We start from the raw sequence: 22,787 nt of genomic DNA, 5'->3' as shown, positions 1-22,787 counted from the left end.
TCAGGCCGCGTCGCCGAATGAGGACTGGATGATCTTTTCCTCGGTCAGCTCGTCGCGCGTGAGATTGGCGACGATGCGGCCGTTCTTGAAGACATGGATGTGGTCGCAATTGTCGAGCTCTTCGGTCTCGGTGGTGTACCAGAGGAAGGTCCGGCCCTTGGCCGCCTCCTCGCGCACGAGATCGTAGACCTCAAGCTTGGTGCCGATGTCCACGCCGCGCATCGGATCGTCCATCAGCACGATCTGCGCATCGGAACCCAGTGCGCGGGCAAATAGCGCCTTCTGCTGGTTGCCGCCGGACAGCGAGAAGATGTTGTTGGTCATGTCAGGCGTGCGGATGCCGATCTTCTGCTTCCAAAACTCAGCAAGCTCGGCCTCGCGCTGCGGCGAGATCAGCAACCCTTTGCGCAGCCGCGCCAGCGAGCGGATGCCGATGTTTTCGGCAATAGACCATTGCGGGAAAATGCCGTCCGATTGGCGGTCTCCGGCCACCAGCGCCACCGGGGCGGTCACCTCGATATCAAGCCTTCTACGCGTCGCGGCGGCAAAGATCGCCAGCAACAGGTCGGTCTGGCCATGGCCGGCAAGCCCGGCAAGCCCGATGATCTCGCCGGCGCGAGCGACAAGCTCCTTGCCGTCCTGCTGCCGCTCGGGCCGCGCCCGCACCCTGAGCGGGCCCGCCGCCGGCCTGGCGGCGATCTCCGCCGCGATCTTCTCGCGCGCTTCCGCGCCGCCCATGGTGGCCACCAGCCGGTCGCGGTCGAACGCTTTTGCAACGTCCGTGGCGACCACCTTGCCGTCGCGCATGACCACGATGCGGTCGGCATTCTGCAGCACCTCGCCCAGCACATGCGAGATCAGGATGCAGCTGCCCCCGGTGGCTACGAAACGGCGCACGAAGGCAAGCAGCTGGCCCGCAGTATGCGCGTCCAGCGAAGAGGTCGGCTCGTCGAGAATGACCAAGTCGAGCGGATCGCGCGTCACCGTGAAGGCGCGCGCCACCTCGACCATCTGCCGCCGGCCGATGGAGAGATCGCCGGCAATGTCGTCTGCCGAGATGCCGTGATCCGGAAAGATTTCGTCCAGCTTGGCGGCAATGAGAGCAGCCGCCTTGCGTCGCCAGCCGAAGCCGGTGAGCGCCGGATGGTTGATGCACGTATTCTCCGCGATACTGAGGTTAGGGCAGAGCGACAGTTCCTGGAACACGCAGCGTATGCCGAGTTTCAGCGCGCGCGCCACCGAGTAGTCGGTTTCGGCATTGCCACGCACCGCGATCTCACCGCCATCGGGCTGCAGCGTACCGGCCACCATATGCATCAGCGTCGATTTGCCGGCTCCGTTGTGGCCGACCAGCCCGACGCATTCGCCTGATACAACATGGAAGTCGACGCCGTTAAGCGCCCGAACGGCGCCGAAATGTTTTTCGGCGCCGCCCAGTCTGATGATGTCCGTATTGGCCTCAGGCATGCTCAACGATATCCGGTCGGTCATGCCGCTGGCAATGAATGCAATGCATCACTTGATATTGGCTTTGATCGCCGCGATTGCGTCTTCCTGGCTGTATTCGTGGGTGGCGACGCCGCCCTCCTTGATTTTCGGCAGCTCGGTCTCGAAATTGTCCTGGGTAAAGGCGAGATACGGCACCAAAAGGTCATGCGGAATGTCGGTGCGGCCGTCGAGCACCTGCTGCGCCACCCAGAAGGCCAGCGACGACACGCCGGGCGCGATCGAGGCCGACCAGGTCTGGTAGCCATCCTTGTCCTTCTGCTCCTTCCACCATTTCAGCTCGTCCTGGCGGTTGCCCATGATGATGGTCGGACGCGGCTTGCCTGCGGCGGCAAAGGCTTGTGCCGCGCCATAACCGTCACCGCCCTGGTCGACGATGCCGACGATGTCGGGCAACGAAGGCAGGATCGTCGCGACCGCCTTCTGCGCCGTCGTCTGGTCCCAGTCGCCGGTCACCGAACCGACGATCTTGAACTCGGGATGGGCGGCGACGCCTTCGAGGATGCCGGCATGGATGGCATCGTCGATCGAGGTGCCGGCAAGGCCGCGGATTTCCAGCAAATTGCCGCCGTTGGGCTGGAATTTGGCCATCTGCTCGACTTCCTGCTTGCCCATGTCCTTGAAGTCGACGACGACGCGGTAGGCGCAAGGTTCGGTGACGGTCCCGTCGAAGGAGACGACGACGATGCCGGCATCGCAGGCCTGCTTGATGGCGCCGTTCAGCGCATCCGGCGATGCGGCATTGATGACGATGGCGTCATAACCCTGCAGGATCAGGTTCTGCACCTGGGCAGCCTGGGTCGGCACTTCCTTGTCGGCGGTGGTGAAGATGTCGGCGGCGCCGACGATCTTATCCTCAACCGCCTTCTTGGTGACGATGCCGTAGCTGTCGAGCATCGCCTGACGCCACGAGTTGCCGGCGTAATTGTTGGAGAAGGCGATCTTCTTGCCGCTGGTGTCGGCAAGCGCCGTGCCCGAGGCGAGCATCGCCGCCAGAGCGCTCAGGACGAGCAGTTTCTTCATGTCATAATCCTCCCATGGATTGTCGGCCCCGCCGACTGTTGCTGATGGTTTTGGCTTTGGCTGCCTGTTTTTTATCTATTGTCAGACAAATGCAGATGAGCTCGCTTGTCAACTGCGATCGGTTACGCTTTGGCGATCAACTTCAGGTGCGATGATTGAAAAGCCTTCGCCTGCTGGTCTAGGGAAGGGCCCAGGAGACCATGCATGGCAGCGACGCCGCCGACCCTTCCCCCCAGTGCACCCAAAAGAATGGGCGCGCCCGGAATTCCGGCGCGCTGGACGTCAAGCGCCAAGAGCGGCGTAGGTGCCGCGCTTTCAACGGCGAGTCGCGTCTGGTTCACGCTCAGCCATGGCATCGTCAATGAAGTCTACTATCCCGGCCTCGACAGCGCCTGCACGCGCGACATGGGACTGCTGGTCACCGGCCTCGGCGGCTGGTTTTCCGAGGAGAAGCGTGACGCCACGCATGCCATCGAGCCGTTCGAGGAAGGCGTGCCCGCCTACCGGCTGGTCAACGCGACGGCGCGTTACCGGATCGAAAAGCGCATCCTGGCGGATCCGGCGCGCCCGGCCCTGCTGCAGGAAATCAGCTTCACGGCACTCGAGGGCGTGGCCACGGACTACCGCGTCTACGCCCTGCTGGCGCCGCATCTGGTCAATGCCGGCATGGGCAACACCGCCTGGATCGGCGAGCACAAGGGCAAGCCGATGCTGTTTGCGTCCGGGCACGGCGCCTGCTTGGCGCTTGCCTCCTCGCTGCCCTGGGGCGACTGCTCGGCCGGCTATGCAGGCTTTTCCGACGGCTGGCAGCAACTCAGCCGCGCCGGCCGGCTCGATCCGACCTGCCAAAGCGCGGAGGACGGCAATGTCGCGCTGACCGGCGAGATCGGCTTTTCTTTAGCCAACAGCGAAGCCTTGCTTGCGCTTGGGTTTGGGGCGACGCCGGATGAAGCGGCCGAAAACGCCGCCGCCAGCCTGAAACGCGGTTTTGAGCCGGCGGCAAAGGCCTATGTCGCGAAATGGCGGAAATGGCAGGCAGGCCTGACGCCGCTCGACCACCATGATGCATCCGGCCTCAACACCTACCGCGTCAGCACAGCGGTGCTGGCGACGCACCTGTCGCTGGCGAGGCCCGGCGCGGCCGTTGCCAGCCTGTCGATCCCGTGGGGAGCGAGCAAGGGCGACGACGATCTTGGCGGATATCATCTGGTCTGGCCGCGCGACCTCGTCGAAACCGCGGGCGGCTTCGTCGCCGCCGGCGATCCGGCGCAGGCGCTTGAGATCCTCGCCTATCTCCGTTCCATCCAGCAGCCGGACGGCCACTGGCCACAAAATGTGTGGCTCGACGGCTCGCTCTATTGGCCGGGCATCCAGATGGACGAATGCGCCTTCCCGCTGCTGCTTGCCGATGCGCTGCACCGCGCCGGCCATCTGCCGCGCGCCAAGCTCGCCGCCTTCATGCCCATGGTCGAGAAAGCAGCGTCCTACGTCGTGTGCAACGGCCCCGTCACCGGGCAGGACCGCTGGGAGGAGGATGCCGGCTACAGCCCATTCACGCTCGCCGTCGAAATATCGGCACTGCTTGGCGCCGCCGATCTGTTCGACGTTGACGGCAAACCCGAGCCGGCTAACTATTTGCGCGAGGTCGCGGATTGCTGGAACGACCAGATCGAGCGCTGGACCTATGTCAGCGGCACACCGGAGTGCCATGAGGCTGGCGTCGACGGCTACTACATCCGCATCGCGCCGGCCGATGGTTCAGGCGCCGCATCGCCGAAGGACGGCTTCGTACCGATCAAGAACCGTCCGCCGGGCGATACCGACAAGCCGGCCGAAGCGATTGTCAGCCCGGACGCGCTGGCGCTGGTCCGCTTCGGCCTCAGGGCCGCGGACGATCCGCGCATCGTCGGCACGGTCAAGATCATCGACGCGCAACTGCGCTGCGACCTGCCGCAAGGGACTCTCTGGTATCGCTACACCAGCGACGGTTATGGCGAACACGCCGACGGCGCGCCCTTCGACGGCAACGGCCAGGGCCGGCCCTGGCCGTTGCTGGCCGGCGAACGCGCCCACTACGAGCTGGCCGCCGGTAACAAGGACAAGGCGGCAAGCCTGCTCAGGACATTCGAGGCTTCGGCTGGTGTGGGCGGTCTGCTGCCGGAACAGGTCTGGGACGGCGCCGACATACCGGAGCGCGAATTGTGGCTGGGCAAGCCGTCGGGCAGCGCCATGCCGCTGGTCTGGGCGCATTCGGAACACATCAAGCTGTTGCGCTCGCTCCGCGACGGCGCCGTCTTCGACATGCCGCCGCAAGGCGTCAAGCGCTATGTCAGGGACAAGACCGGCTCGCCGCTGAGGATATGGCGCTTCAACAACAGGCTGCGCACCATGGAAGCCGGCAAGACGCTGCGGGTTGAACTGCTGCAGCCGGCACTGATCCGCTGGAGCGGCGACCAGTGGCAGACCAGCCATGAAATCAACACGTCCGTGAATGTCTTTGGCGTCCATATGGCGGATCTGCCGGTGACCGATATTCCGCGAGGTAATACGATCGTCTTCACTTTTTTCTGGCCCGACGGCGACCGTTGGGAGAATGTCGACTTCACCGTCGGCATTGAGAACTAACTCGCCAGCAATTTCTTTCCTCAAGCGACTAGGACAACACCATGCAGATCGGAATGATGGGACTGGGCAGGATGGGCGCCAACATGGTGCGCCGCCTGATGCGCGACGGCCATCAATGCGTCGTCTACGACATCAACCCGGCAAGCGTTGCCGCCCTGGTTGCCGATGGCGCCATCGGCGCCGCATCGATGGAGGAGTTCGTCGGCAAGCTTTCCAAGCCGCGCAGCGCCTGGCTGATGCTGCCGGCGGCGATCACCGGCAAGATCGCCGACCAGGTGGCAGCATTGATGGAGCCCGGCGACATCATTATCGACGGCGGCAATTCCTATTATCACGACGCTGTCGACCAGGCGGCCGAGCTTGCGGCCAAGGGCCTGCACTATGTCGATGTCGGCACCAGCGGCGGCGTTTGGGGCCTGGAGCGCGGCTACTGCCTGATGATCGGCGGCCCCGATACGGCGGTCAAACACCTCGATCCGATCTTCGCCACGCTGGCGCCCGGCGCCGATGCCGGCGCCACGCCCGACAAGGCGGGCGGGACCGCACCCTTTGGCTACCTGCATTGCGGACCGAGCGGCGCCGGCCATTTCGTCAAGATGATCCACAACGGCATCGAATATGGCGTCATGGCCGCCTACGCCGAAGGCATGAACATCCTGAAATCGGCCAATGCCGGCAAAAGACAGCGCACTGCGGACGCCGAGACCAGCCCTTTGGAAAACCCGCAATACTATCAGTTCGACATCGACCTGCCGCAGGTGGCCGAGGTCTGGCGCCATGGCAGTGTGATCGGCTCCTGGCTGCTCGACCTCACCGCCGGCGCTCTGAAGAGCGACCCGGCATTGGCCCAGTTCGGCGGCCGCGTCTCCGATTCCGGTGAAGGCCGCTGGACGCTGAAGGCGGCGATCGACACCGGCGTGCCGGCGCCGGTTCTGTCCTCGGCTTTGTTCGACCGCTTCTCCTCGCAGGGCGAATCCGAATTCGCCGACAAGCTGCTGTCGGCCATGCGCTATGCCTTTGGCGGCCATGTCGAAAAGCCGAAGGCCGGCAAGTGAAGGCCGCAGGGGAGACGCGCAAGATGAGCCCGGAACGGTCCGACACGCTGGTGCTCTTCGGAGCAACCGGCGACCTTGCCCACAAGAAGATATTTCCGGCCCTCTACCAGATGGTAGCCAAGGGGACGCTGACCGAGCCGGTGATTGGCGTCGCCTTCGATGCCTGGGACATCAACCAATTGCAGGCGCGGGCCCGCGACGGCATCGTCAACGCTGTCGGCAAGATCGACGAAAAGATCTTCGCCAAATTCGCCAGTCTGCTGCGCTATGTCAGCGGCGACTACCGCGACGGCGCGACCTTCGAGAAGCTGAAGACGGCGCTCGGCTCGGCGCAGCGGCCGCTGCACTATATGGCGGTGCCGCCGACCATGTTCGAGACCGTTGTCCAGGGGCTGGAGCAATCCGGTACCGCGCATGGCGCGCGGCTGATGGTGGAAAAGCCGTTCGGCCACGATCTCCAATCGGCGCGCTGGCTGAACCGCGTGCTGCATCTGGTGTTCGAAGAGCAGTCGATCTTCCGCATCGACCACTATCTCGGCAAGGAGGCGATCCAGAACCTGCTCTATTTCCGCTTTGCCAATTCCTTTCTCGAGCCGATCTGGAACCGCAACTTCGTCGAAAGCGTACAGATCACCATGGCCGAGGACTTCGGCGTCGAAGGCCGTGGCAAATTCTATGACGATGTCGGCGCTATCCGCGATGTGATCGAGAACCATCTGCTCAACATCCTTTTGCTGCTCGCCATGGAACCGCCGGTCGGCCGCTCGGCCGACGATCTGATCGACGAGAAGGTGCAGGTGCTGCGCGCCATCCGCACGCTGACCAAGGACGACGTCGTGCGCGGCCAGTTCACCGGCTACCTCGCTGAACCCGGCGTGAAGCCGAACTCGCCGGTCGAAACCTTTGCTGCCGTGCGCTTCATGGTCGACACCTGGCGCTGGCAGGACGTGCCGTTCTTCATCCGCACCGGCAAGAACATGCCGGTGCATGTGACCGAAGTGATCGTGCGGCTGAAGCGGCCGCCGCTCGACGTCTTCGATCCGATCAAGCCCAGCGACGCAAATTACGTGCGCTTCCGCATCGACCCGCAGGTGGCGATCTCGATCGGCGCGCAACGCAAGGCGCCCGGCGACGATATGGTCGGCGAGCAGGTCGAGCTCACCGCGCTCGACGATTCGAAGGGCGACATGCCGCCCTATGAGCGGCTGATCGGCGATGCCATGAACGGCAATGGCCAATTGTTCACCCGCCAGGATGCCAGCGAGCTTGCCTGGCGCATTGTCGGCCCGGTGCTGGGCGACACCACGCCGCCGCATATGTATGAGCCGAAGACCTGGGGGCCTGCCGACGCCATGGCCAGCTTCGGGCCGCCCAACGGCTGGATCAATCCGACTTGAGCAATTCCAGGAAAGTGCGAGCGGTTTTTCCGTCCGGAATTGCGTAAAAACAAAGAGTTGGAGCATTCCCCCGTTTCCCTGAAACGGGGAACGCGCCAAGTGAGCGGAGGAAACGACATGGCCAAGGCAGCCAGGCCCGCGAAGGCCAAGGCGGAACCGATCGTGCTGACGATCGATGTCGGCGGCTCGCACGTAAAAATCCTCACCAGCGCAGGCGGCGAGATGCGCCGGGCCGATTCCGGACCGGATCTGACGCCGCAGCAGATGGTCGCCACGGTGAAGACGCTGGCCGAAGGGCTGCCCTATGACGTGATCTCGATGGGCTATCCCGGCCCGGTCAGGCACAACAGGCCTTCGCTCGATCCCGCCAATCTCGGCAAGGGCTGGGACGGCTACGATTTTGCCGCCGCCTTCGGCAAGCCGGTCAAGGTCGTCAACGACGCGCTGCTGCAGGCGATCGGCAGCTACGATGGCGGGCGCATGCTGTTCCTCGGCCTCGGCACCGGCCTGGGCGCGGCGATGATCCTCAACAATGTCGGCCAGCCGATGGAACTGGCGCATCTGCCGTACCGCAAGGGCGGCAGTTTCGAAGATTATGTCGGCGAGCGCGGCCTGGAGAAATACGGCAAGAAGAAATGGCGCAAATACGTTTTCGACGTCGTCGGGCGGCTGCGTGCGGCGCTGCAGCCGGATTATGTCGTGATCGGCGGCGGCAATGTCGACAGACTGGATGAATTGCCCGCCACATCCAGGCGCGGCGACAATACGCGCGCTTTCGAGGGCGGTTTTCGACTATGGCGCGACAAGGCGCTCATCGTCTGATAGTATTAAAATTCAGTATAGTTGTTCAAAATGACGTGTGGCGCGATACGAAGTCATTGCGTTACGCAGATTTGGCGATTAGATCGGTGGCACCGGATGGAATCATCTGGCGCAACCGCACATATGCGGCAAGACAAATGACTAGAGCGGATTTCCGGCTCCGCTGGGACCACTCTGGGAGTTTCCGCCACCCCCCTAGCGACGGAGAGATAAATTGGCCGACGACAGCAACGACTCTGACAAGGACATCGACCTGCTCGAGCTTACCGCCCATATCGTGTCCGCTTACGTCGAGAAGAACCGCTTGCCCGTTGCCGGCCTGAGCGATCTCATCGCCAGCGTTGCGGCGTCGATCGGCGGGCTCAGCCAGCCGCCGGCCCCAGTGGCGGCGCCGCAGATCCCGGCCGTCAATCCCAAGCGGTCGGTGACGCCGGACTACATCATCTGCCTCGAGGACGGCAAAAAATTCAAATCGCTGAAGCGCCATCTCGGCGTCCATTTCAACCTGACGCCGGAAGCCTATCGTACCAAATGGGGCCTGCCGGCCGACTATCCGATGGTTGCCCCCAACTACGCGGCGTCGCGCTCCGAGCTGGCCAAGTCGATCGGCCTCGGCCGCAAGGCTGCAGTGGCCGCGCCGGCGAAAGCCAAGGGTCGGAAGGCCAAAGTTCCGGCCTGAGTGGGATCAGCGCCTCGGCCCTGAGCCAATCGTTTGGACGACTGGAACAGAAGCCTGCCGGCGAATGAGCCTTGGCAGGCTTCGTGCTTTTATGGCTTGTACCTCTGAGTGTCAGGACTTTGGGGGAGCAGCCATGAACTACGCCAGAATGGTGATCGAGAAAGAGGCGCCGGAGGAATACGGCTACGATCGCATTCGGTTCAATCTCTCCGAAAGCTCGATCGCCGATCAGAAACTCTCCGACGTCGGCCTGTCGCTGCCGGATCTCACGCTGTTCTACGGCGAGCATCGCGGCGACAAGGAGTTGCGGGCGCTGATCGCGGCGCAGGATTCCGGCATTTCGCCTGACGATGTTCTTGTGACCGCCGGTGCGGCGGGCGCGCTCTTCATCATTTCGACCTCGCTTCTGTCGGAGCGCGACCACCTTGTCGTCGTCCGGCCGAACTACGCCACCAACATCGAGACCCCCAAGGCGATCGGCTGCGCCATCTCCTATGTCGATCTCGATTTCGACGCAGGCTTTGCCATCGATTTCGGCCGCGTCGCCGCCAGCATGCAACCGAACACCAAGCTGATCAGCGTCACCTGCCCGCACAACCCGACCGGCACGATGATGGGCCGGGCCGATCTCGACGCGCTGATTGCGCTGGCTGAAGCGAGCGGCTGCCATCTGCTGGTCGACGAGACCTATCGCGACCTCTCCTATGGACAGCGCCTGCCGGCGGCGGCTTCTCTCAGCCCCAAGGCGATCAGCGTCTCGTCGCTGTCGAAAGCCTTCGGCATTCCCGGCATCCGCATTGGCTGGCTGATCACCAGCGATGCCGAACTGCAGGAGCGCTTCCTCGCCGCCAAGGAGCAGATCGGCATTTGCGGCAGCGTCATCGACGAAGGCATTGCGCGCGGCATGCTGGGGCGCCGCGACGCTTTCTTGGGCGCGCTGCTGCCCGAGATGGCGAAACGCCGCGACATTGTGCAAGACTGGATCGACCGCGAGCCGCTGGTCGACTGGGTGCGGCCACAAGGCGGCGTCGTCGGATTTCCAAGGCTCAATGTCAGTCCAGACTTCGACCTCGACCGTTTCTACGTCAATCTCTTGGAAAACCACGGCACCTATGTCGGTCCCGGCCACTGGTTCGATATGCCCAAGCGCTTCTTCCGCGTCGGTTTCGGCTGGCCGAAAGAGGCGGAATTACAGGGCGGCCTCGACGCCATCACCGCCGCGCTGAGGCAGTAACGTCCGCGTGCAATCGGGCGAGCGGCTGGAAAACCGCTTGATCCAGGCCCGATTTTCACGCATACGCGCCCCGAACTTTGATAAGTTTCATTGGCCGGAACAGCGCCCATTTCCGGGAAGTGCCCCGCCGGCCAATGCAAGCAACGGGGCCTGTATCCATGACATCCCATTCCCATACACCGCCTGACCGGCGTTACGCCGCCTTCCGCCATCGCTCCTTCCTGAGCTATTGGGCGGCGCGTTTCCTGACCACCTTCGCCACCATGATCGTGTCCGTCGCCGTCGGCTGGCAGATCTATGATCTGACGCGCGATCCCTTCGATCTCGGCATTGTCGGCATCGTCCAGTTCCTGCCGTCGCTGCTGCTGGTGCTGGTCACCGGCGTTGTCGCCGACCGTTTCGGCCGCCGCCTGATCATGGCGCTGGCGACGGTAGTCGAGGCAGGTTGTGCGCTTGTCCTGTTGTACTTCACGCTGCGCGGTCTCGTCAGCCCGCTGCCGATCTTCATCGTGCTGGCTATGTTCGGCCTGGCGCGCGCTTTTTATGGGCCGGCCTCGTCGTCGCTGTTCGCCAACCTTGTTCCGCCGGAAGATTTCGGCAATGCGATCGCCTGGAACTCGTCCGCCTGGCAAACGGCGACCATTGTCGGCCCGGTCGCCGGCGGCCTGCTCTATGGCGTCTCGGCCGAAGCCGCTTACGCCGTTGCCTCCGTGCTGATGCTGGTGGCCGGTCTGCTGATCTTCACCATTCCGAAACCGGCCCAGCAGAGCGCCACCGACAAGCCGACGATGGAGACGCTGTTTGCCGGCTTCCGATACATCTGGAGCGAGAAGATCGTCCTTGGCGCCATCTCGCTCGACCTCTTCGCCGTGCTTCTGTCCGGTGCCTCGGCGCTGCTGCCGGTCTATGCCCGCGATATTCTGGAACTCGGCCCGTGGGGCCTCGGCCTGCTGCGCTCGGCGCCCGGCATCGGCGCCATCTGTGTCGCGGTCTGGCTTGCCGGGCATCCGCTGCGCGACAGTGCCGGCAAGATCATGCTCGGCTTCGTCGCCGGGTTCGGCGCCTTCACCGTGCTGTTCGGCGTCTCGACCATCACCTGGCTGTCGATCCTGGCCCTTGCCGGCCTCGGCGCCACCGACATGTTCAGCGTCTATATCAGGGAGACGCTGATCCAGCTGTGGACACCCGACGAGGTGCGCGGCCGCGTCAACGCCGTCAACCAGGTCTTCGTCGGCGCCTCCAACGAAGTCGGCGAGTTCCGCGCCGGCACCATGGCGGCGCTGATCGGCACCGTGCCGGCGGTGGTGATCGGCGGCGTCGGTGCGATTGCCGTCGCCGGACTGTGGGCGGTGCTGTTTCCGCAACTGCGAAGGGTGCGGCATCTCAACAGCCGCAACTGATCGAGTAAGCCGCAGGATCCGGCGCTCGGTCCAAATCAGCTTGCGCCGATGACGGCTGAGATGGGCCGGAAGCGGATGGGCCGGTTCTGGGCGAACTAGCCAGATGGCGGGGCAGCCACAGGGTGGACATTTCAGTCCATATGGAAAATGATTATGTTGCCATGCACAATACTGCAGTGCTCTGGTCTCGACGAGAAACCTTAAATATAGAAGAGAACCACCCGACCTCCGGGTCCAGCTAGCGGGGACGCAAATGGACACTTCAGGGAATCGGCAATCGCATCGCGACGCAAGCGGGCGACCCAGCCGATCGGCCGGCTGGCTGGCCCGCTCCGCCGTCCCAGTGGCATTCCTGCTCGGCATGGCTTTCAGCAGCAACGCGTTTGCGCAGGACCAGCAACTGCCGGTGGTGACGGCGGCCAAGCCGGTGGTGCGTGAAATCGTCGAAGACGATGAGTTCGTCGGGCGCTTCGAAGCCGTCGACGAGGTCGCCATCCGTTCGCGCGTCAGCGGCTATCTGGACAAGATCAGCTTCCAGGACGGCGCACTGGTCAACAAGGGCGACCTGCTCTTCACCATCGACCAGCGTCCGTACCAGGCGGCCTACGATGCCGCCAAGTCGCAAGTAGACGTCGCCAAGTCCCTGCTCGAATTCTCCAAGATGCAGCTGGATCGCGCCGATGAACTCGCCAAGACCGGCAATATCTCGGCCGCGACGGTCGACGACCGTCGGCGGGAATACCTTTCGGCGCAGGCGCAGATGCAAGGCGCGACGGCTGCGCTGACGACGGCCAACCTGAACCTGGAGTTCACCGAGATCAAGGCGCCCTTGTCCGGCCGCATCGACCGCCGGCTGGTGTCGGTCGGCAACCTCGTGCAGCCGGATTCCACCTTGCTGACGACTATCGTCACGCGCGATCCGATCGACTTCTATTTCGACGTCGATGAGCGCCTGTATTTCAGCTACGCCCGCGACGCGAAGGAGCGCGGCGGCAGCATGCAGGAAGGCGCCGGCGGGCTCGAGGTGGTGGTTCGCGTCGCCGACCGCGCGGAGGCGGTATTCAAGGGCAAGCTCGATTTTGCCGAGAACCGGATCGACAACGCGACCGGCACCATGCGGGTGCGTGCAAGGTTTGCCAACGCCGACGGCGTTCTCCAGCCAGGCATGTTCGGGCGCATCAACGTGCCGGGGTCGCTGCCGCATAGCGGCGTCCTGGTGCCCGACGAGGCGGTCGGCGCCGATCAGGATCGCCGCATCGTGTACCTGGTGGATGAGGCCGGGATGGTGTCGGCGAAGCCCGTGCGCACCGGCCCGCTTCTCGACGGCTACCGGGTGATCCGCGCGGGCCTGACCGGCGACGAGACGATCATCGTCAACGGGCTGATGCACGCCAGGCCCGGCACCAAGGTGAAAGTCGAGATGGTGACGTTGCCGCCCAAGGTCGAGACCGCCGGGTTGCAGCAATGAGGTTCGCCCATTTCTTCGTCGACCGTCCGATCTTCGCATCGGTGGTTTCGATCGTCCTCCTGATCCTCGGCGGGATTGCTTATACCCAGCTGCCGATCGCGCAATATCCCGAGATCGCGCCGCCGACCATCGTCGTTCGCGCCCAGTACCCGGGCGCCGACGCCGAGACGGTCGCAGCGACGGTCGCAACGCCGATCGAGCAGGAGATCAACGGCGTCGAGGGCATGCTTTACATGTCGTCCTATTCGTCGGGCGACGGGGCGATGGCGCTGACCATCACCTTCAAGCTAGGCACCGATCTCGACCAGGCGCAGGTGCTGGTACAGAACCGCGTGTCGGTCGCCGAGCCGCGCCTGCCCGAAGAAGTCCGCCGCCTCGGCATCACCACCATCAAGAGCTCGCCCGACCTGATGATGGTCGTGCACATGCTGTCGCCCGACAATACCTACGACCAGCTCTACGTCTCGAACTACGCCCGCTCGCGGGTGCGCGACATACTGCTCAGGTTGGACGGCGTCGGCGACCTCATCATCTTTGGCGAACGCGAATATTCGCTGCGCATCTGGCTCGATCCGGAAAAACTGTCCGCCCTGGGGATGACCTCGGGCGATGTGGTGCAGGCGCTGCGCGACCAGAACGTCCAGGTGTCGGGCGGCTCGATCGGCGCGCCGCCGACCAATACCGGCACGGCGTTCCAGTACACGGTCACCACGCAAGGCCGCTTCAACGACGCACGCGACTTCCGATACGTGATCGTCAAATCGGCCGAAGACGGCCGCCTGATCCAGCTGCAGGACGTGGCGCGCATCGAGCTCGGCGCCAAGGATTACGTCACCAACTCCTATCTCAACGGCAAACCGGCGGTGGCGCTCGCCATCTTCCAGCGGCCAGGCACCAATGCGCTCGCCGCAGCCGCGGAGATCCAGGACAAGATGAAGGAGCTTTCCCAGGACTTCCCGAAGGGATTGAGCTACGACATCGTCTACAATCCGACCGAGTTCGTCGCCGAGTCGATCCAGGAGGTCTACAAGACGATCCTCGAGGCGATGGTTCTGGTCATCATCGTCATCATCGTCTTCCTGCAATCGTGGCGCATGGCGATCGTGCCGATCGTGGCCATCCCGGTGTCGCTGATCGGCACGCTGGCGGTGCTTTACGCGGCCGGCTTCTCGCTCAACATGCTGACGCTGTTCGGCCTCGTTCTGGCCATCGGCATCGTCGTCGACGATGCGATCGTCGTGGTCGAGAACGTCGAGCGCAATATCGCCAGGGGGTTGGCGCCCAATCCGGCGTCGCATCTGACCATGGACGAAGTCGGAACGGCGGTCATCGCGATCTCGCTGGTGCTGATAGCCGTGTTCGTGCCGACAGCCTTCATCCCCGGCATTTCCGGGCAGTTCTACCTGCAGTTTGCGATCACCATCGCGGTGTCGACGGCGATCTCGGCATTCAATTCGCTGACGCTCTCGCCGGCCTTGGCCGCGCTGCTGTTCAAGCCGCACCACACTGCTGCGGCGCCGCCGCGCTTTTTCCTGGCGCGGTTCGGACGGGCGCTCGCCGACGGCTTCAATGGCGGCTTCGACAAGGTCGCCCATTGGTATTCGAGCATCGTGCGCGTGCTGGTCGGCTCGCGGATAGCGATCGCCGCCACGCTGGCCGTTTTCGCGGCCCTCATCTACGCCACGGTCTATATGGTGCAGACGGTGCCGCGCGGTTTCATTCCGTCGCTCGACCAGGGCTATGCGATCGTCGTCGTCCAGTTGCCGGACGGCGCCTCGCTATCGCGGACCGATGCGGTCATCCAGCAGGCGTCGCAGATCATCCAGAAAACGCCAGGCGTCGACTACGCGGTCGCCTTCGCCGGCTTCTCCGGCGCCACCTTTACCAATGCCAGCAACGCGGGCGTGATCTTCGCCAGGTTCAAGCCGTTTGACGAGCGACTGGAAGCCGGCCAATCGGCGACCCAGGTCATCGGCAATCTGTTCGGCAGCCTGCAAAGCATCAAGGAAGCCTTCATTATCGCACTGCCGCCGCCGCCGATCCGCGGCGTCGGCAATGCCGGCGGCTTCAAGCTGCAGATCCAGGAGCGCAACAGCGCCGACATGCGGCAGATCCTGGCGCTTGCCTATGAAATTGCCGGCAAGGCCAACAAGACGGCGGGGCTGACCGGCGTGTTCACCACCTTCTCCGCGTCCAGCCCGCAATTCTTCCTGGCGATCGATCGCGACAAGGCGCGCATCCTGAACGTGCCGATCCCCAACATCTTCGAGACGCTGTCGATCAATCTGGGCACCGCCTACGTCAACGACTTCAACGCTTTCGGGCGCGTCTACCAGGTGCGCGCGCAGGCCGACCAGGCGTTCCGCCTCGATCGCGCCGACATCTTGAAACTGAAGGTGCGCTCGGCGACCGGCGCGCTGGTTCCGCTGGGCACGTTGATCGAGATCCGCGACGTCACCGGCCCGGCGCTGGTCCAGCGCTACAACATGTACGTCTCGGTGCCGCTGCAGGGCAACGCCGCGCCCGGCGTTTCCACCGGCGATGCGCTTGCCAAGATGGAAGCGATCACGGCACAGACGTTGCCGGCCGGTACCTCCTACGAATGGACCGAACTCGCCTATCAGGAGCGTAACACCGGCAATGCCGCTGTCTATATCTTCGGACTGTCGGTGCTGTTCGTGTTCCTGGCGCTGGCGGCGCAATATGAAAGCTGGGTGCTGCCGTTCGCCATCGTGCTGGTGGTGCCGCTCGGCGTGCTCGCGGCGTTGCTCGGCGTGTCGTTCCGAGGGCTGGACAACAACATCCTCGTGCAGATCGGCCTAATCGTGCTGATCGGACTTGCCGCCAAGAACGCGATCCTCATCGTCGAATTCGCGCGGCAGGCGCAGGAACGCGGCCTGTCGGCCGCCGAGGCTGCCGTCGAAGCCTGCCGGCTCAGGCTGCGGCCGATCCTGATGACCGCCTTCTCGTTCATCCTCGGCGTCGTGCCGCTGATGATCGCGACGGGCCCGGGCGCCGAAATGCGCCAGTCGCTCGGCACCGCGGTGTTCTCCGGCATGCTCGGCGTCACCTTCGTCGGCCTGTTCCTGACGCCGGTGTTCTACGTCACGCTCAGGTCGCTGTTTTCACGGCGCAATCCGCATGCCGAGGCCGAGCCTTCGGCACCGGCAGAGGTGCCGTCCGAGACGGCCGCCGAGTAGTGTTACACGGGCAGTTCGTGGCGCTGCCGACTATTTCGTTTTGGTGTTGAATTCACGGTTTGCGGCATAGTCGATAGTGAAGGTGCCCGCAGGAGCGCGAACGCCCTGCTTCACGTTGGATATGGTGACTGTCGAGGTAAGGCCCCTCTCGTCAGTCAGGGTCCATCTGCGTAGATCGAGCGATTCCCTGTCAAACACCATATTGACATTCGAATTGCCGAAGGCCGACTTGTCGGCCAGCCTGATGATCACCTGGGCGCCATCGTCCCTGATACTTTTGAGGCGATTGCCGGAAAAGTTGACCTGATTGTCGAGGAGCAGCTTGAGCGGCGTCTTCGAGAGAGCATAAGCCGCGATGTCTTGAGCTTCTTGTTATAGACCACCAAGGATTTTCCATCTGCAATTACGCTGACCCCTGATTGGCCTGCATAGTTGAACCGGATCTTGCCCGGCCGCTGGAGGAAAAATTTCCCTTTGGTCCTTTCCGCTCTTGGGCCCGACTGGACAAAGTCCCCGGACATGGACTTTACCCGATGAGAAGTGATCGGCAATCGTCTTCGCTTCTACAGGTGCGGCCAAGGCCGCGGTCGAAAGTTCGGCGTTTATCGCGACAGCGCTGACAACGGCTAACCAGAAAGCCAGCAGTCTTTTGCTGTTATATGCCATTCAGTTATCCTACCCCGAGCAGGCGCGTGATCGAAAGAGATCACGCGCCTTTGAGATCAGTAGCCGTCCGGGCACTGAGCAACGTAAACTCGACCGTTCCGACCGCGATATCTGCACTGGCCGGCTTCGCTGGCGTGCCCGATGACCGCCCCGGCCAGCGCTCCGACCGCCCCGCCAACAACCGCCCCTTTTACCGGGTCGCCGGCCACTGCTGCGCCTACAGCTGCGCCACCCAAACCACCGACGGCAGCGCCTTGTTCGGTGCGGGAGCATGCCGCGAGCGGAATGAGTAGGCTTAAAATGAGCAGCGTCTTCTTCATTGGTTCTCTCCTGGGGCCGTTATTAGCCGAAGCTTAAATGCGCCACGGAGTTTTTCGATCCATCGGAGTGTTTGGGGCGCAATCCAAATCTGCGGGAACGGGCTAAGGTCCCGGATCCATCGTACACGCCTCCCAGAGGTAAGTCGTCTTTGGCAAGCTCGGCCGTTCAGAGTAGTTGGATTTTGCTCTATCCCTCAGTAGGCTTGCCGAAGATCAGGCTCAAAAATTCGCTCAGCCAGCGCTTGAGGTGCATATCCCAGATCAGCCGGCCGCCGAGATGGTCGCGGCCGGGCTGCGCGCCGGGCAATTCGAAACGGTGCGCGCCGCGCACCACCCAGCGCTGCATCATCAACCGGGTCAGTTCGCCATGGAACTGGATGCCCCAGGCATTGTCGCCATAGCGAAAAGCCTGGTTGGGGTAGGTTTCCGCCGTCGCCAGCAGCGTCGCATCCCTGGGCAGCGAAAAGCCTTCGCGGTGATGTCGGGCCAAGGCAGCAGTTTCTTGCCGGCCTCGGTCGGCTTCAGCGGATACCAGCCGATCTCGACCAGCCCCTCGCCATGCCCCTCGACCTTGCCGCCGAGATGATTGGCCAGCATCTGCGCGCCAAGGCAGATGCCGAGGAAGGGCCGGTTCTCCTTTAGCGGAACATTGAGCCAGTTGGTCTCGCGGCGGACGAACTCATCTTCGTCATTGGCGCTCATCGGCCCGCCGAATACCACGGCGCCGGCGTGTCCCTCCAGCGTCTCCGGCAGGCTGTCGCCGAGAGGCGGCCGGGCGGATGTCGAGGTCGAAACCTTCCTCGAGCAGCATGTGGCCAACCCGGCCGGGGCTCGAAGTCTCCTGATGCAGCACGATCAGGATTTTTGGTTTCGAGCTCGGTCTGGACGGCATGGAAAGGCGGAATCCTATTCGTCGCTCGACGTTCCGCTGGCGCCGGGCGCGGCGGCCGCCGCCTTGCGGCGCGCCTCGACGCGATCCTGGCGCTCGACGCCGATCAGTTCGGCAACGCGCCAGACGGTGTTGTCCTCCAGTTCATGCAGTTCGCCGTCGGCATAGACGATTTCCCACATCAGGCCGATGAAAGCCTTGCGCGCCTCGGCGTCGAGATGGCGCTTCAAGACGCTGGTGAAGGCATAGAGGTCGATCGCCTCATTGTCGGCGCGCTCGCCGGCGGCAGCCAGTGCATCGAGCTCGTCGCCGCTGATCGAATAGCTCTGCGCCAGCACCTGCTTGAACCGCTCCCACTCGACATCCTGGCGCACGCCGTCGGCATTCATCACATGATAGAGCAAAGCCGACGCCGCAACGCGCGGATCGTCCGCATTGGCGCGAGCCCCAGCCCCGGAGGGCAGGTCTTTCAGAAAGGCCAGGACGCGTTCGAACATGGTGCTCACTTCACATTATTGGAGCATGATCTTTTCCAAAAACCGGTATCCACTTTTTGGGATCATGCTTCAGGGATCAAAACAGGCGGAAGCGGCGCGGTGACTTCTCCGCTTCGTCATCGGGGTCGACGCCGGGGTCGTCGGGCAGCCGCGCCAGTTCCTCGGCAGGTTCGACGGGTTCGGCGTCGTTTGGTATTGCGGCGAAAGCGGCGGCGGTGACCGGCGTGACCTGGTCATCGCCCACAGCGGGCTTCGGCTCGGTCGGCGCCTCGCTGATCGTCTTGGCAACGGCGGGATGATCGATCACTTCGGCTTCCTTTGTCGGCTTGGCGGGTGCCGCAAGCACCGGCACATCGGCTTCGTCTTCATGGCTGTCGATGAGCTGGCCCAGCCGCTCCATCGGTGCGCGCCAGGCGAAAGCGTCGAGCTTGCCGCTGACCGGCGATACCGGCGCCCAGCGTTCGGAGACGACGCCGTCGGCGACCCAGGCCGGATCGCGCGGCGCCCTGACCGCCTTGGACAGCAATTGCCTGATCTTGCCCTGGTCGCCGGTCTCTGCCTCCTCGATATCGGCCAGCAGCAGGTAAGCGCCTTCCCGGCGATCTATGCGGATCGCCGCTTCCGCCTCCCGGCGGGCGGTGGAAAAATCCTGCGCATCGAGCGCGGCGCGCGCCACCGTCATCGACGATTCGGCATTGTTGCGCTTCAGCTCCTGCAGCTTCTTCGCCCGGTTGAGACGATCGACCACGGCATCTCCCGGCCTTGCATGGGTGTAGAGCTCGGCGATCTCGGGATGCGGCTCCGCCTTCCAGGCTGCCTCAAGGATCTTCGAGCCTTTGCGCACATCGTTCTGTTTGAACAGAAGATTGGCGGCTGCAACCGCGGCCGGCGCGAAATCGGGCGCGAGCTTGTTGGCCTCGAGAGCAGCTGCCTTGGCTGCATTGGGGTCGCTGTCGGTCAGCGCCTGCGCCTTGGCGGTCAACAGCACAGCGCGGCGGCGATTGGCGGCGTCGCGTTCGATCTGCCTGGTCGACTTCTGCGCCTCCACCAGCTTCAGCGCGCCGTCCCAGTCGCCGCGTCCGGTCAGATCCTCCAGCGTCGATTCGGCGGCCCAAGCCAGTTGCGGCGCGACGGAAGCGGCGCGGCCGGCATAGTGACGCGCCGCGTTGCGGTCGCCGAGCCGTTCGGCTTCGAGATAGAGCCCGCGCAGGCCAAGCAGCCGCATTTCGGGGTCGTCGAGCATGGCCTCGAATTTTTCGCGCGCGCCCTCATGGTCGCCTTCGAGCAGCGAGGCTTGCGCTTCGAGCAGCTGGATCAGCGGCTCCTGGTCGGAGCGGATCAGTTTGGCGGCTTCCTTGGACTTCTTGCGGGCCAGCGCGCCGTCGCCGGCGCCGGCTGCGATCATGCCGGTCGACAGCGCCTGGTAGCCGCGGTCGCGGCGGCGCACGCGGAAATAGCGCGAGATCGTGTATGGGCTGTTCCACAGCGACTTGATCAGCCACCAGACGATCATCACCGCTGCGACGACGGCAACGATCGCCACCGCCGCCACCATCAGGCTGACCTGGTATTGGTAACCGTTGAAGGTAACGACCATCTCGCCGGGACGATCGGCCAGCCAGGCAAAGCCCAGACCGAGGGCGAAGACGGCGGCGAGAAAGATGAGAATGCGGATCATCGTGTCGTCCTCATGCCTTCATCGCACCTGCAATCAGCGCGTCGACCTGCGTCTCGACGTCGATGCGCGCCTTCAGTTTGCCGGCAAAGTCGGCGCCGGCAGCCTTGACCGCATCCGGCAGCGTTGCGTATTCGCTGAGCGCATTGGCGTAGTCGCCCTGATTGACCGCCACTTCGATGCGCGCCACGGTTTCCGGCGCGCCGGCGCCTTCGACGGCGCCGATCGGCCGGACCTTGACCAGCGATTCGGCGCTCGACAAAAGGTTCTGGAAGAAGCCGGCATTTTCATCGACCGGCGTCGCCGCCGCGACCATCGCATTGGCCGCGGCGTCGGCCTCGCCGGCGATCTCGGTGCGGGTCGGGACGCCCTTTTCAGCGTAGGGGCGCAGCGCTGCAATCTGCGGTGCATCGGGCGAGATCGCCGCGAAGGTCTCCAACTCGGCGGCGAACGGCGCGCCGCGGTCAAGCGCCGCCTTCAAGGCCGAAGCGGCGATGGCCATCGCGATCTTTGGCTGCGAGGCCTGCGCATCGACCTTGCCGGCGAGCTGCGTCACCGACTGCTCCAGCGCGGCGATCTTGCCTTCCTGCGTCTTGGCTGCCTCACCGGCCGATTTCACCAGTGCGTCGAGGCCCGCCAGTCTTTCATTGAGCGGCGCGAGATCGACGGGCGCTGCACCACCGGCCTGGCCAAGGGCGGCGACCGCCGTCTCTATCTGCTTGACCTTGTCGCCAAGCGCTGCAAGCCCGGCATTGTCGCCGGCGCCGCCCTTTTCGACCGCCGATTTCAGCGATGCGACATCGGCCTTGACCTGATCCAGCGCCGAAGACAGCCCGTCGACCTTGGCCGTTGCGGCGCCATTGCCGCTGGCTTCCCTGAGGTCGGCGATTTCGCGCTTCAGCGAAGCGATCTCGCCATTGACGCCGTCGAGCGAGACCGTGCCCGCCCCTGAGCCCGGAGCGCCAAGCACGCCGGCAAACTGCAGCCCCCCGGCGGCAGCCAGCGCGATGACACCGCCGATGATGCCGGCGGCAATGCCGTTCGTGCGCTTCGGTTGCGCGGCCATGGGCTGGTTCCCGGCTGTCCTTGGGGTTTCCTTGGGTGCACCCGGCTTGGGCGAGGCATCCTCGAAACTGTAGTCGGAGGTTCTGGCGCGCGGTGGCGCATCCGAAGCGGTGGGGTAAGGCTGCTCCGCCTGGGTGGACGCCTTCGCATCGGCGCTTTCGGGAGCGGCCTGCGCCGCGGCGTCGGAGTGCTCCCACGGCTCGAGATCGGCTTGATCGGCATGAACGGGCTCGTCAGGCGTCTCCGGCTGCGCATTGGCCATGGCAGCCGCATCCTCAGCCGCAACCGACCCTGCCGGGGCCTCGACGTCGTCCGAGTTCGCGACATCCGTCTTGGCGGCATCCGCATCGGCAATGCGCGAGACAGCGCCGGGTTCGAGTTCGATGGTCACCGGCTCGCGGTGGCTTTTCGAATGTCGCATCTTCGGCGTCTTGACCATGCCTGGGCTCCGCAATCCTGCTTCGTCTGGGCGCCCGACGGCGCGTGATGGTTTGAAAAATGGTCTAGCACATCATCATCAGGTGAAAAGGGGCGGCGTGATGACACGGGGCTCAGTCGCCGCGGTGCAACAGCTCAAGCAGCGCCTCCTCCTGCGGTTCCCGCGCAATGCGTATTTTTTTGCCGGCGGCATTGTCAAACGCCGCTGCCACGCGCTCGGAGAGCGCAAAAACCTGCATGTTTTCAAAGAGATCTCGCAGCCCCGCCCGGTCGGTCAAGGCCTGCAACGCTGCCGCCGCCTTGGCTGAATAGAGCAGCATCGCGTCGACCGCCTGATGGGACAGGCGTGCACGGATTTCATCATCGGAATAATCGAGCGAAATCGTGTCGTAGGTTTCGACGGTGCGGACCTCGACGCCGGCCTTTCGCAGCGGCGCCTCGAAGGCCGGAAACCGCACGCGCCCTGTGAGATAGACGACCGCCTTGCCGGAAAGGCCGGCAGCAATCGCCTCGGCCAGCCGCTCGGCGTCGCCCGCCCCTTCGCTGACCGACAAGAACCCTGCCCAACGTGCCGCTTCAGCCGTCCTGCGTCCGACGGCATGGCAAGGCAAGGCGGCGAGCGCACGAATGAGTTCTTTCGGCGCATGCCGCACGGCATTGGCGCTGGTCACAGCGACGGCCACGGCATTGTCGCTCGCAGCATCGGCGCCAACCGGCAGTGTCACCGTTTCGGTCAGCGGCAGAAGGAGCGGCTCAAATCCCAATTCCTGCAGCCGCCGCATGGTTCGCGACGCCCCGGGTTGCGGCCGCGTCACCAGGACACGCATA

General features: G+C 64.0%; 16 protein-coding genes and 2 pseudogenes. 9 read left to right on the top strand and 9 right to left on the bottom strand.

Annotated elements, in window-relative coordinates; all coding sequences use genetic code 11:
- Together ACYG9R_RS12325 and ACYG9R_RS12320 are read right to left on the bottom strand one after the other, a co-directional pair.
- Positions 1-1,467, bottom strand: coding sequence for a sugar ABC transporter ATP-binding protein (locus ACYG9R_RS12325; protein ID WP_460221825.1), 1,467 nt, complete (start codon positions 1,465-1,467; stop codon positions 1-3).
- A 48-nt stretch (positions 1,468-1,515) separates the two neighbouring features.
- A complete protein-coding gene (locus tag ACYG9R_RS12320; RefSeq protein ID WP_023824338.1) occupies positions 1,516-2,529 on the bottom strand; it encodes an ABC transporter substrate-binding protein in 1,014 nt (337 codons plus the stop codon).
- A gap of 204 nt (positions 2,530-2,733) precedes the next feature.
- On the opposite strand from ACYG9R_RS12320, the gene ACYG9R_RS12315 reads away from it, so the two are divergent.
- The 9 genes from ACYG9R_RS12315 to ACYG9R_RS12275 all read left to right on the top strand — a co-directional run bounded on the left by ACYG9R_RS12315 (position 2,734) and on the right by ACYG9R_RS12275 (position 16,409).
- Entirely contained in the window at positions 2,734-5,154 is a 2,421-nt protein-coding gene (locus tag ACYG9R_RS12315) for a glucan 1,4-alpha-glucosidase (protein WP_023824339.1), read from the top strand.
- A gap of 41 nt (positions 5,155-5,195) precedes the next feature.
- The gene (gnd, locus tag ACYG9R_RS12310; RefSeq protein ID WP_023683928.1) at positions 5,196-6,209 is read left to right on the top strand and encodes a phosphogluconate dehydrogenase (NAD(+)-dependent, decarboxylating); all 1,014 of its coding nucleotides are present in this window, start codon (positions 5,196-5,198) and stop codon (positions 6,207-6,209) included.
- 23 nt (positions 6,210-6,232) lie between these two features.
- Positions 6,233-7,606, top strand: a complete 1,374-nt coding sequence (gene zwf / locus ACYG9R_RS12305; RefSeq protein ID WP_023737960.1) for a glucose-6-phosphate dehydrogenase — start codon at positions 6,233-6,235, stop codon at positions 7,604-7,606.
- A gap of 117 nt (positions 7,607-7,723) precedes the next feature.
- A complete protein-coding gene (locus tag ACYG9R_RS12300; protein WP_023715876.1) occupies positions 7,724-8,428 on the top strand; it encodes an ROK family protein in 705 nt (234 codons plus the stop codon).
- Between the two features lie 214 nt (positions 8,429-8,642).
- On the top strand, positions 8,643-9,107 hold the full coding sequence (locus tag ACYG9R_RS12295) for a Ros/MucR family transcriptional regulator (RefSeq protein WP_023687743.1): 465 nt from the start codon (positions 8,643-8,645) through the stop codon (positions 9,105-9,107).
- A 133-nt stretch (positions 9,108-9,240) separates the two neighbouring features.
- Positions 9,241-10,341, top strand: coding sequence for a pyridoxal phosphate-dependent aminotransferase (locus tag ACYG9R_RS12290; RefSeq protein ID WP_023687742.1), 1,101 nt, complete (start codon positions 9,241-9,243; stop codon positions 10,339-10,341).
- Between the two features lie 158 nt (positions 10,342-10,499).
- Positions 10,500-11,741, top strand: a complete 1,242-nt coding sequence (locus tag ACYG9R_RS12285) for an MFS transporter (RefSeq protein WP_023670472.1) — start codon at positions 10,500-10,502, stop codon at positions 11,739-11,741.
- 361 nt (positions 11,742-12,102) lie between these two features.
- Positions 12,103-13,209 carry an efflux RND transporter periplasmic adaptor subunit gene (locus ACYG9R_RS12280; protein ID WP_023687741.1) on the top strand — a complete coding sequence of 369 codons (1,107 nt, stop codon included), beginning with the start codon at positions 12,103-12,105 and terminating at the stop codon, positions 13,207-13,209.
- Complete coding sequence (locus tag ACYG9R_RS12275; protein WP_023824340.1) at positions 13,206-16,409, top strand: efflux RND transporter permease subunit; 3,204 nt, start codon at positions 13,206-13,208, stop codon at positions 16,407-16,409. The genes ACYG9R_RS12280 and ACYG9R_RS12275 overlap by 4 nt, the downstream gene beginning before the upstream one ends.
- A gap of 30 nt (positions 16,410-16,439) precedes the next feature.
- Here ACYG9R_RS12275 and ACYG9R_RS12270 read toward each other — a convergent pair.
- The 7 genes and pseudogenes from ACYG9R_RS12270 to ACYG9R_RS12240 all read right to left on the bottom strand — a co-directional run bounded on the left by ACYG9R_RS12270 (position 16,440) and on the right by ACYG9R_RS12240 (position 22,786).
- Positions 16,440-17,075, bottom strand: a pseudogene (locus ACYG9R_RS12270) (LolA family protein).
- Between the two features lie 56 nt (positions 17,076-17,131).
- Positions 17,132-17,395 (bottom strand): YMGG-like glycine zipper-containing protein, encoded by a 264-nt coding sequence (locus tag ACYG9R_RS12265; protein ID WP_023670477.1) that lies wholly within the window; start codon positions 17,393-17,395, stop codon positions 17,132-17,134.
- Positions 17,396-17,582: 187 nt separating this feature from the next.
- A pseudogene (locus ACYG9R_RS12260) lies at positions 17,583-18,287 on the bottom strand (glutamine amidotransferase).
- A 14-nt stretch (positions 18,288-18,301) separates the two neighbouring features.
- Positions 18,302-18,781, bottom strand: a complete 480-nt coding sequence (locus tag ACYG9R_RS12255; RefSeq protein WP_023702389.1) for a tellurite resistance TerB family protein — start codon at positions 18,779-18,781, stop codon at positions 18,302-18,304.
- 76 nt (positions 18,782-18,857) lie between these two features.
- Entirely contained in the window at positions 18,858-20,459 is a 1,602-nt protein-coding gene (locus ACYG9R_RS12250) for a heme biosynthesis protein HemY (RefSeq protein ID WP_023824342.1), read from the bottom strand.
- Between the two features lie 10 nt (positions 20,460-20,469).
- On the bottom strand, positions 20,470-21,960 hold the full coding sequence (locus ACYG9R_RS12245) for a COG4223 family protein (RefSeq protein WP_023824343.1): 1,491 nt from the start codon (positions 21,958-21,960) through the stop codon (positions 20,470-20,472).
- Positions 21,961-22,072: 112 nt separating this feature from the next.
- Positions 22,073-22,786, bottom strand: coding sequence for a uroporphyrinogen-III synthase (locus tag ACYG9R_RS12240; RefSeq protein ID WP_023824344.1), 714 nt, complete (start codon positions 22,784-22,786; stop codon positions 22,073-22,075).
- Position 22,787: the final 1 nt, after the last annotated feature.

This window comes from Mesorhizobium sp. RSR565B (assembly GCF_054719465.1).
Note: the sequence above shows the minus strand (reverse complement) of the source record. Positions and strands in the feature narration are given on the sequence as shown.

Coding starts and splice junctions, on each gene's coding strand:
- ACYG9R_RS12290 (WP_023687742.1), top strand. CDS start 9,241: ATGAACTACGCCAGAATGGTGATCGAGAAAGAGGCGCCGGAGGAATAC.
- ACYG9R_RS12255 (WP_023702389.1), bottom strand. CDS start 18,781: ATGTTCGAACGCGTCCTGGCCTTTCTGAAAGACCTGCCCTCCGGGGCT.
- ACYG9R_RS12275 (WP_023824340.1), top strand. CDS start 13,206: ATGAGGTTCGCCCATTTCTTCGTCGACCGTCCGATCTTCGCATCGGTG.
- ACYG9R_RS12280 (WP_023687741.1), top strand. CDS start 12,103: ATGGCTTTCAGCAGCAACGCGTTTGCGCAGGACCAGCAACTGCCGGTG.
- gnd (WP_023683928.1), top strand. CDS start 5,196: ATGCAGATCGGAATGATGGGACTGGGCAGGATGGGCGCCAACATGGTG.
- ACYG9R_RS12320 (WP_023824338.1), bottom strand. CDS start 2,529: ATGAAGAAACTGCTCGTCCTGAGCGCTCTGGCGGCGATGCTCGCCTCG.
- ACYG9R_RS12265 (WP_023670477.1), bottom strand. CDS start 17,395: ATGAAGAAGACGCTGCTCATTTTAAGCCTACTCATTCCGCTCGCGGCA.
- ACYG9R_RS12240 (WP_023824344.1), bottom strand. CDS start 22,786: ATGCGTGTCCTGGTGACGCGGCCGCAACCCGGGGCGTCGCGAACCATG.
- ACYG9R_RS12250 (WP_023824342.1), bottom strand. CDS start 20,459: ATGATCCGCATTCTCATCTTTCTCGCCGCCGTCTTCGCCCTCGGTCTG.
- zwf (WP_023737960.1), top strand. CDS start 6,233: ATGAGCCCGGAACGGTCCGACACGCTGGTGCTCTTCGGAGCAACCGGC.
- ACYG9R_RS12285 (WP_023670472.1), top strand. CDS start 10,500: ATGACATCCCATTCCCATACACCGCCTGACCGGCGTTACGCCGCCTTC.
- ACYG9R_RS12300 (WP_023715876.1), top strand. CDS start 7,724: ATGGCCAAGGCAGCCAGGCCCGCGAAGGCCAAGGCGGAACCGATCGTG.
- ACYG9R_RS12315 (WP_023824339.1), top strand. CDS start 2,734: ATGGCAGCGACGCCGCCGACCCTTCCCCCCAGTGCACCCAAAAGAATG.
- ACYG9R_RS12245 (WP_023824343.1), bottom strand. CDS start 21,960: ATGGTCAAGACGCCGAAGATGCGACATTCGAAAAGCCACCGCGAGCCG.
- ACYG9R_RS12325 (WP_460221825.1), bottom strand. CDS start 1,467: ATGCCTGAGGCCAATACGGACATCATCAGACTGGGCGGCGCCGAAAAA.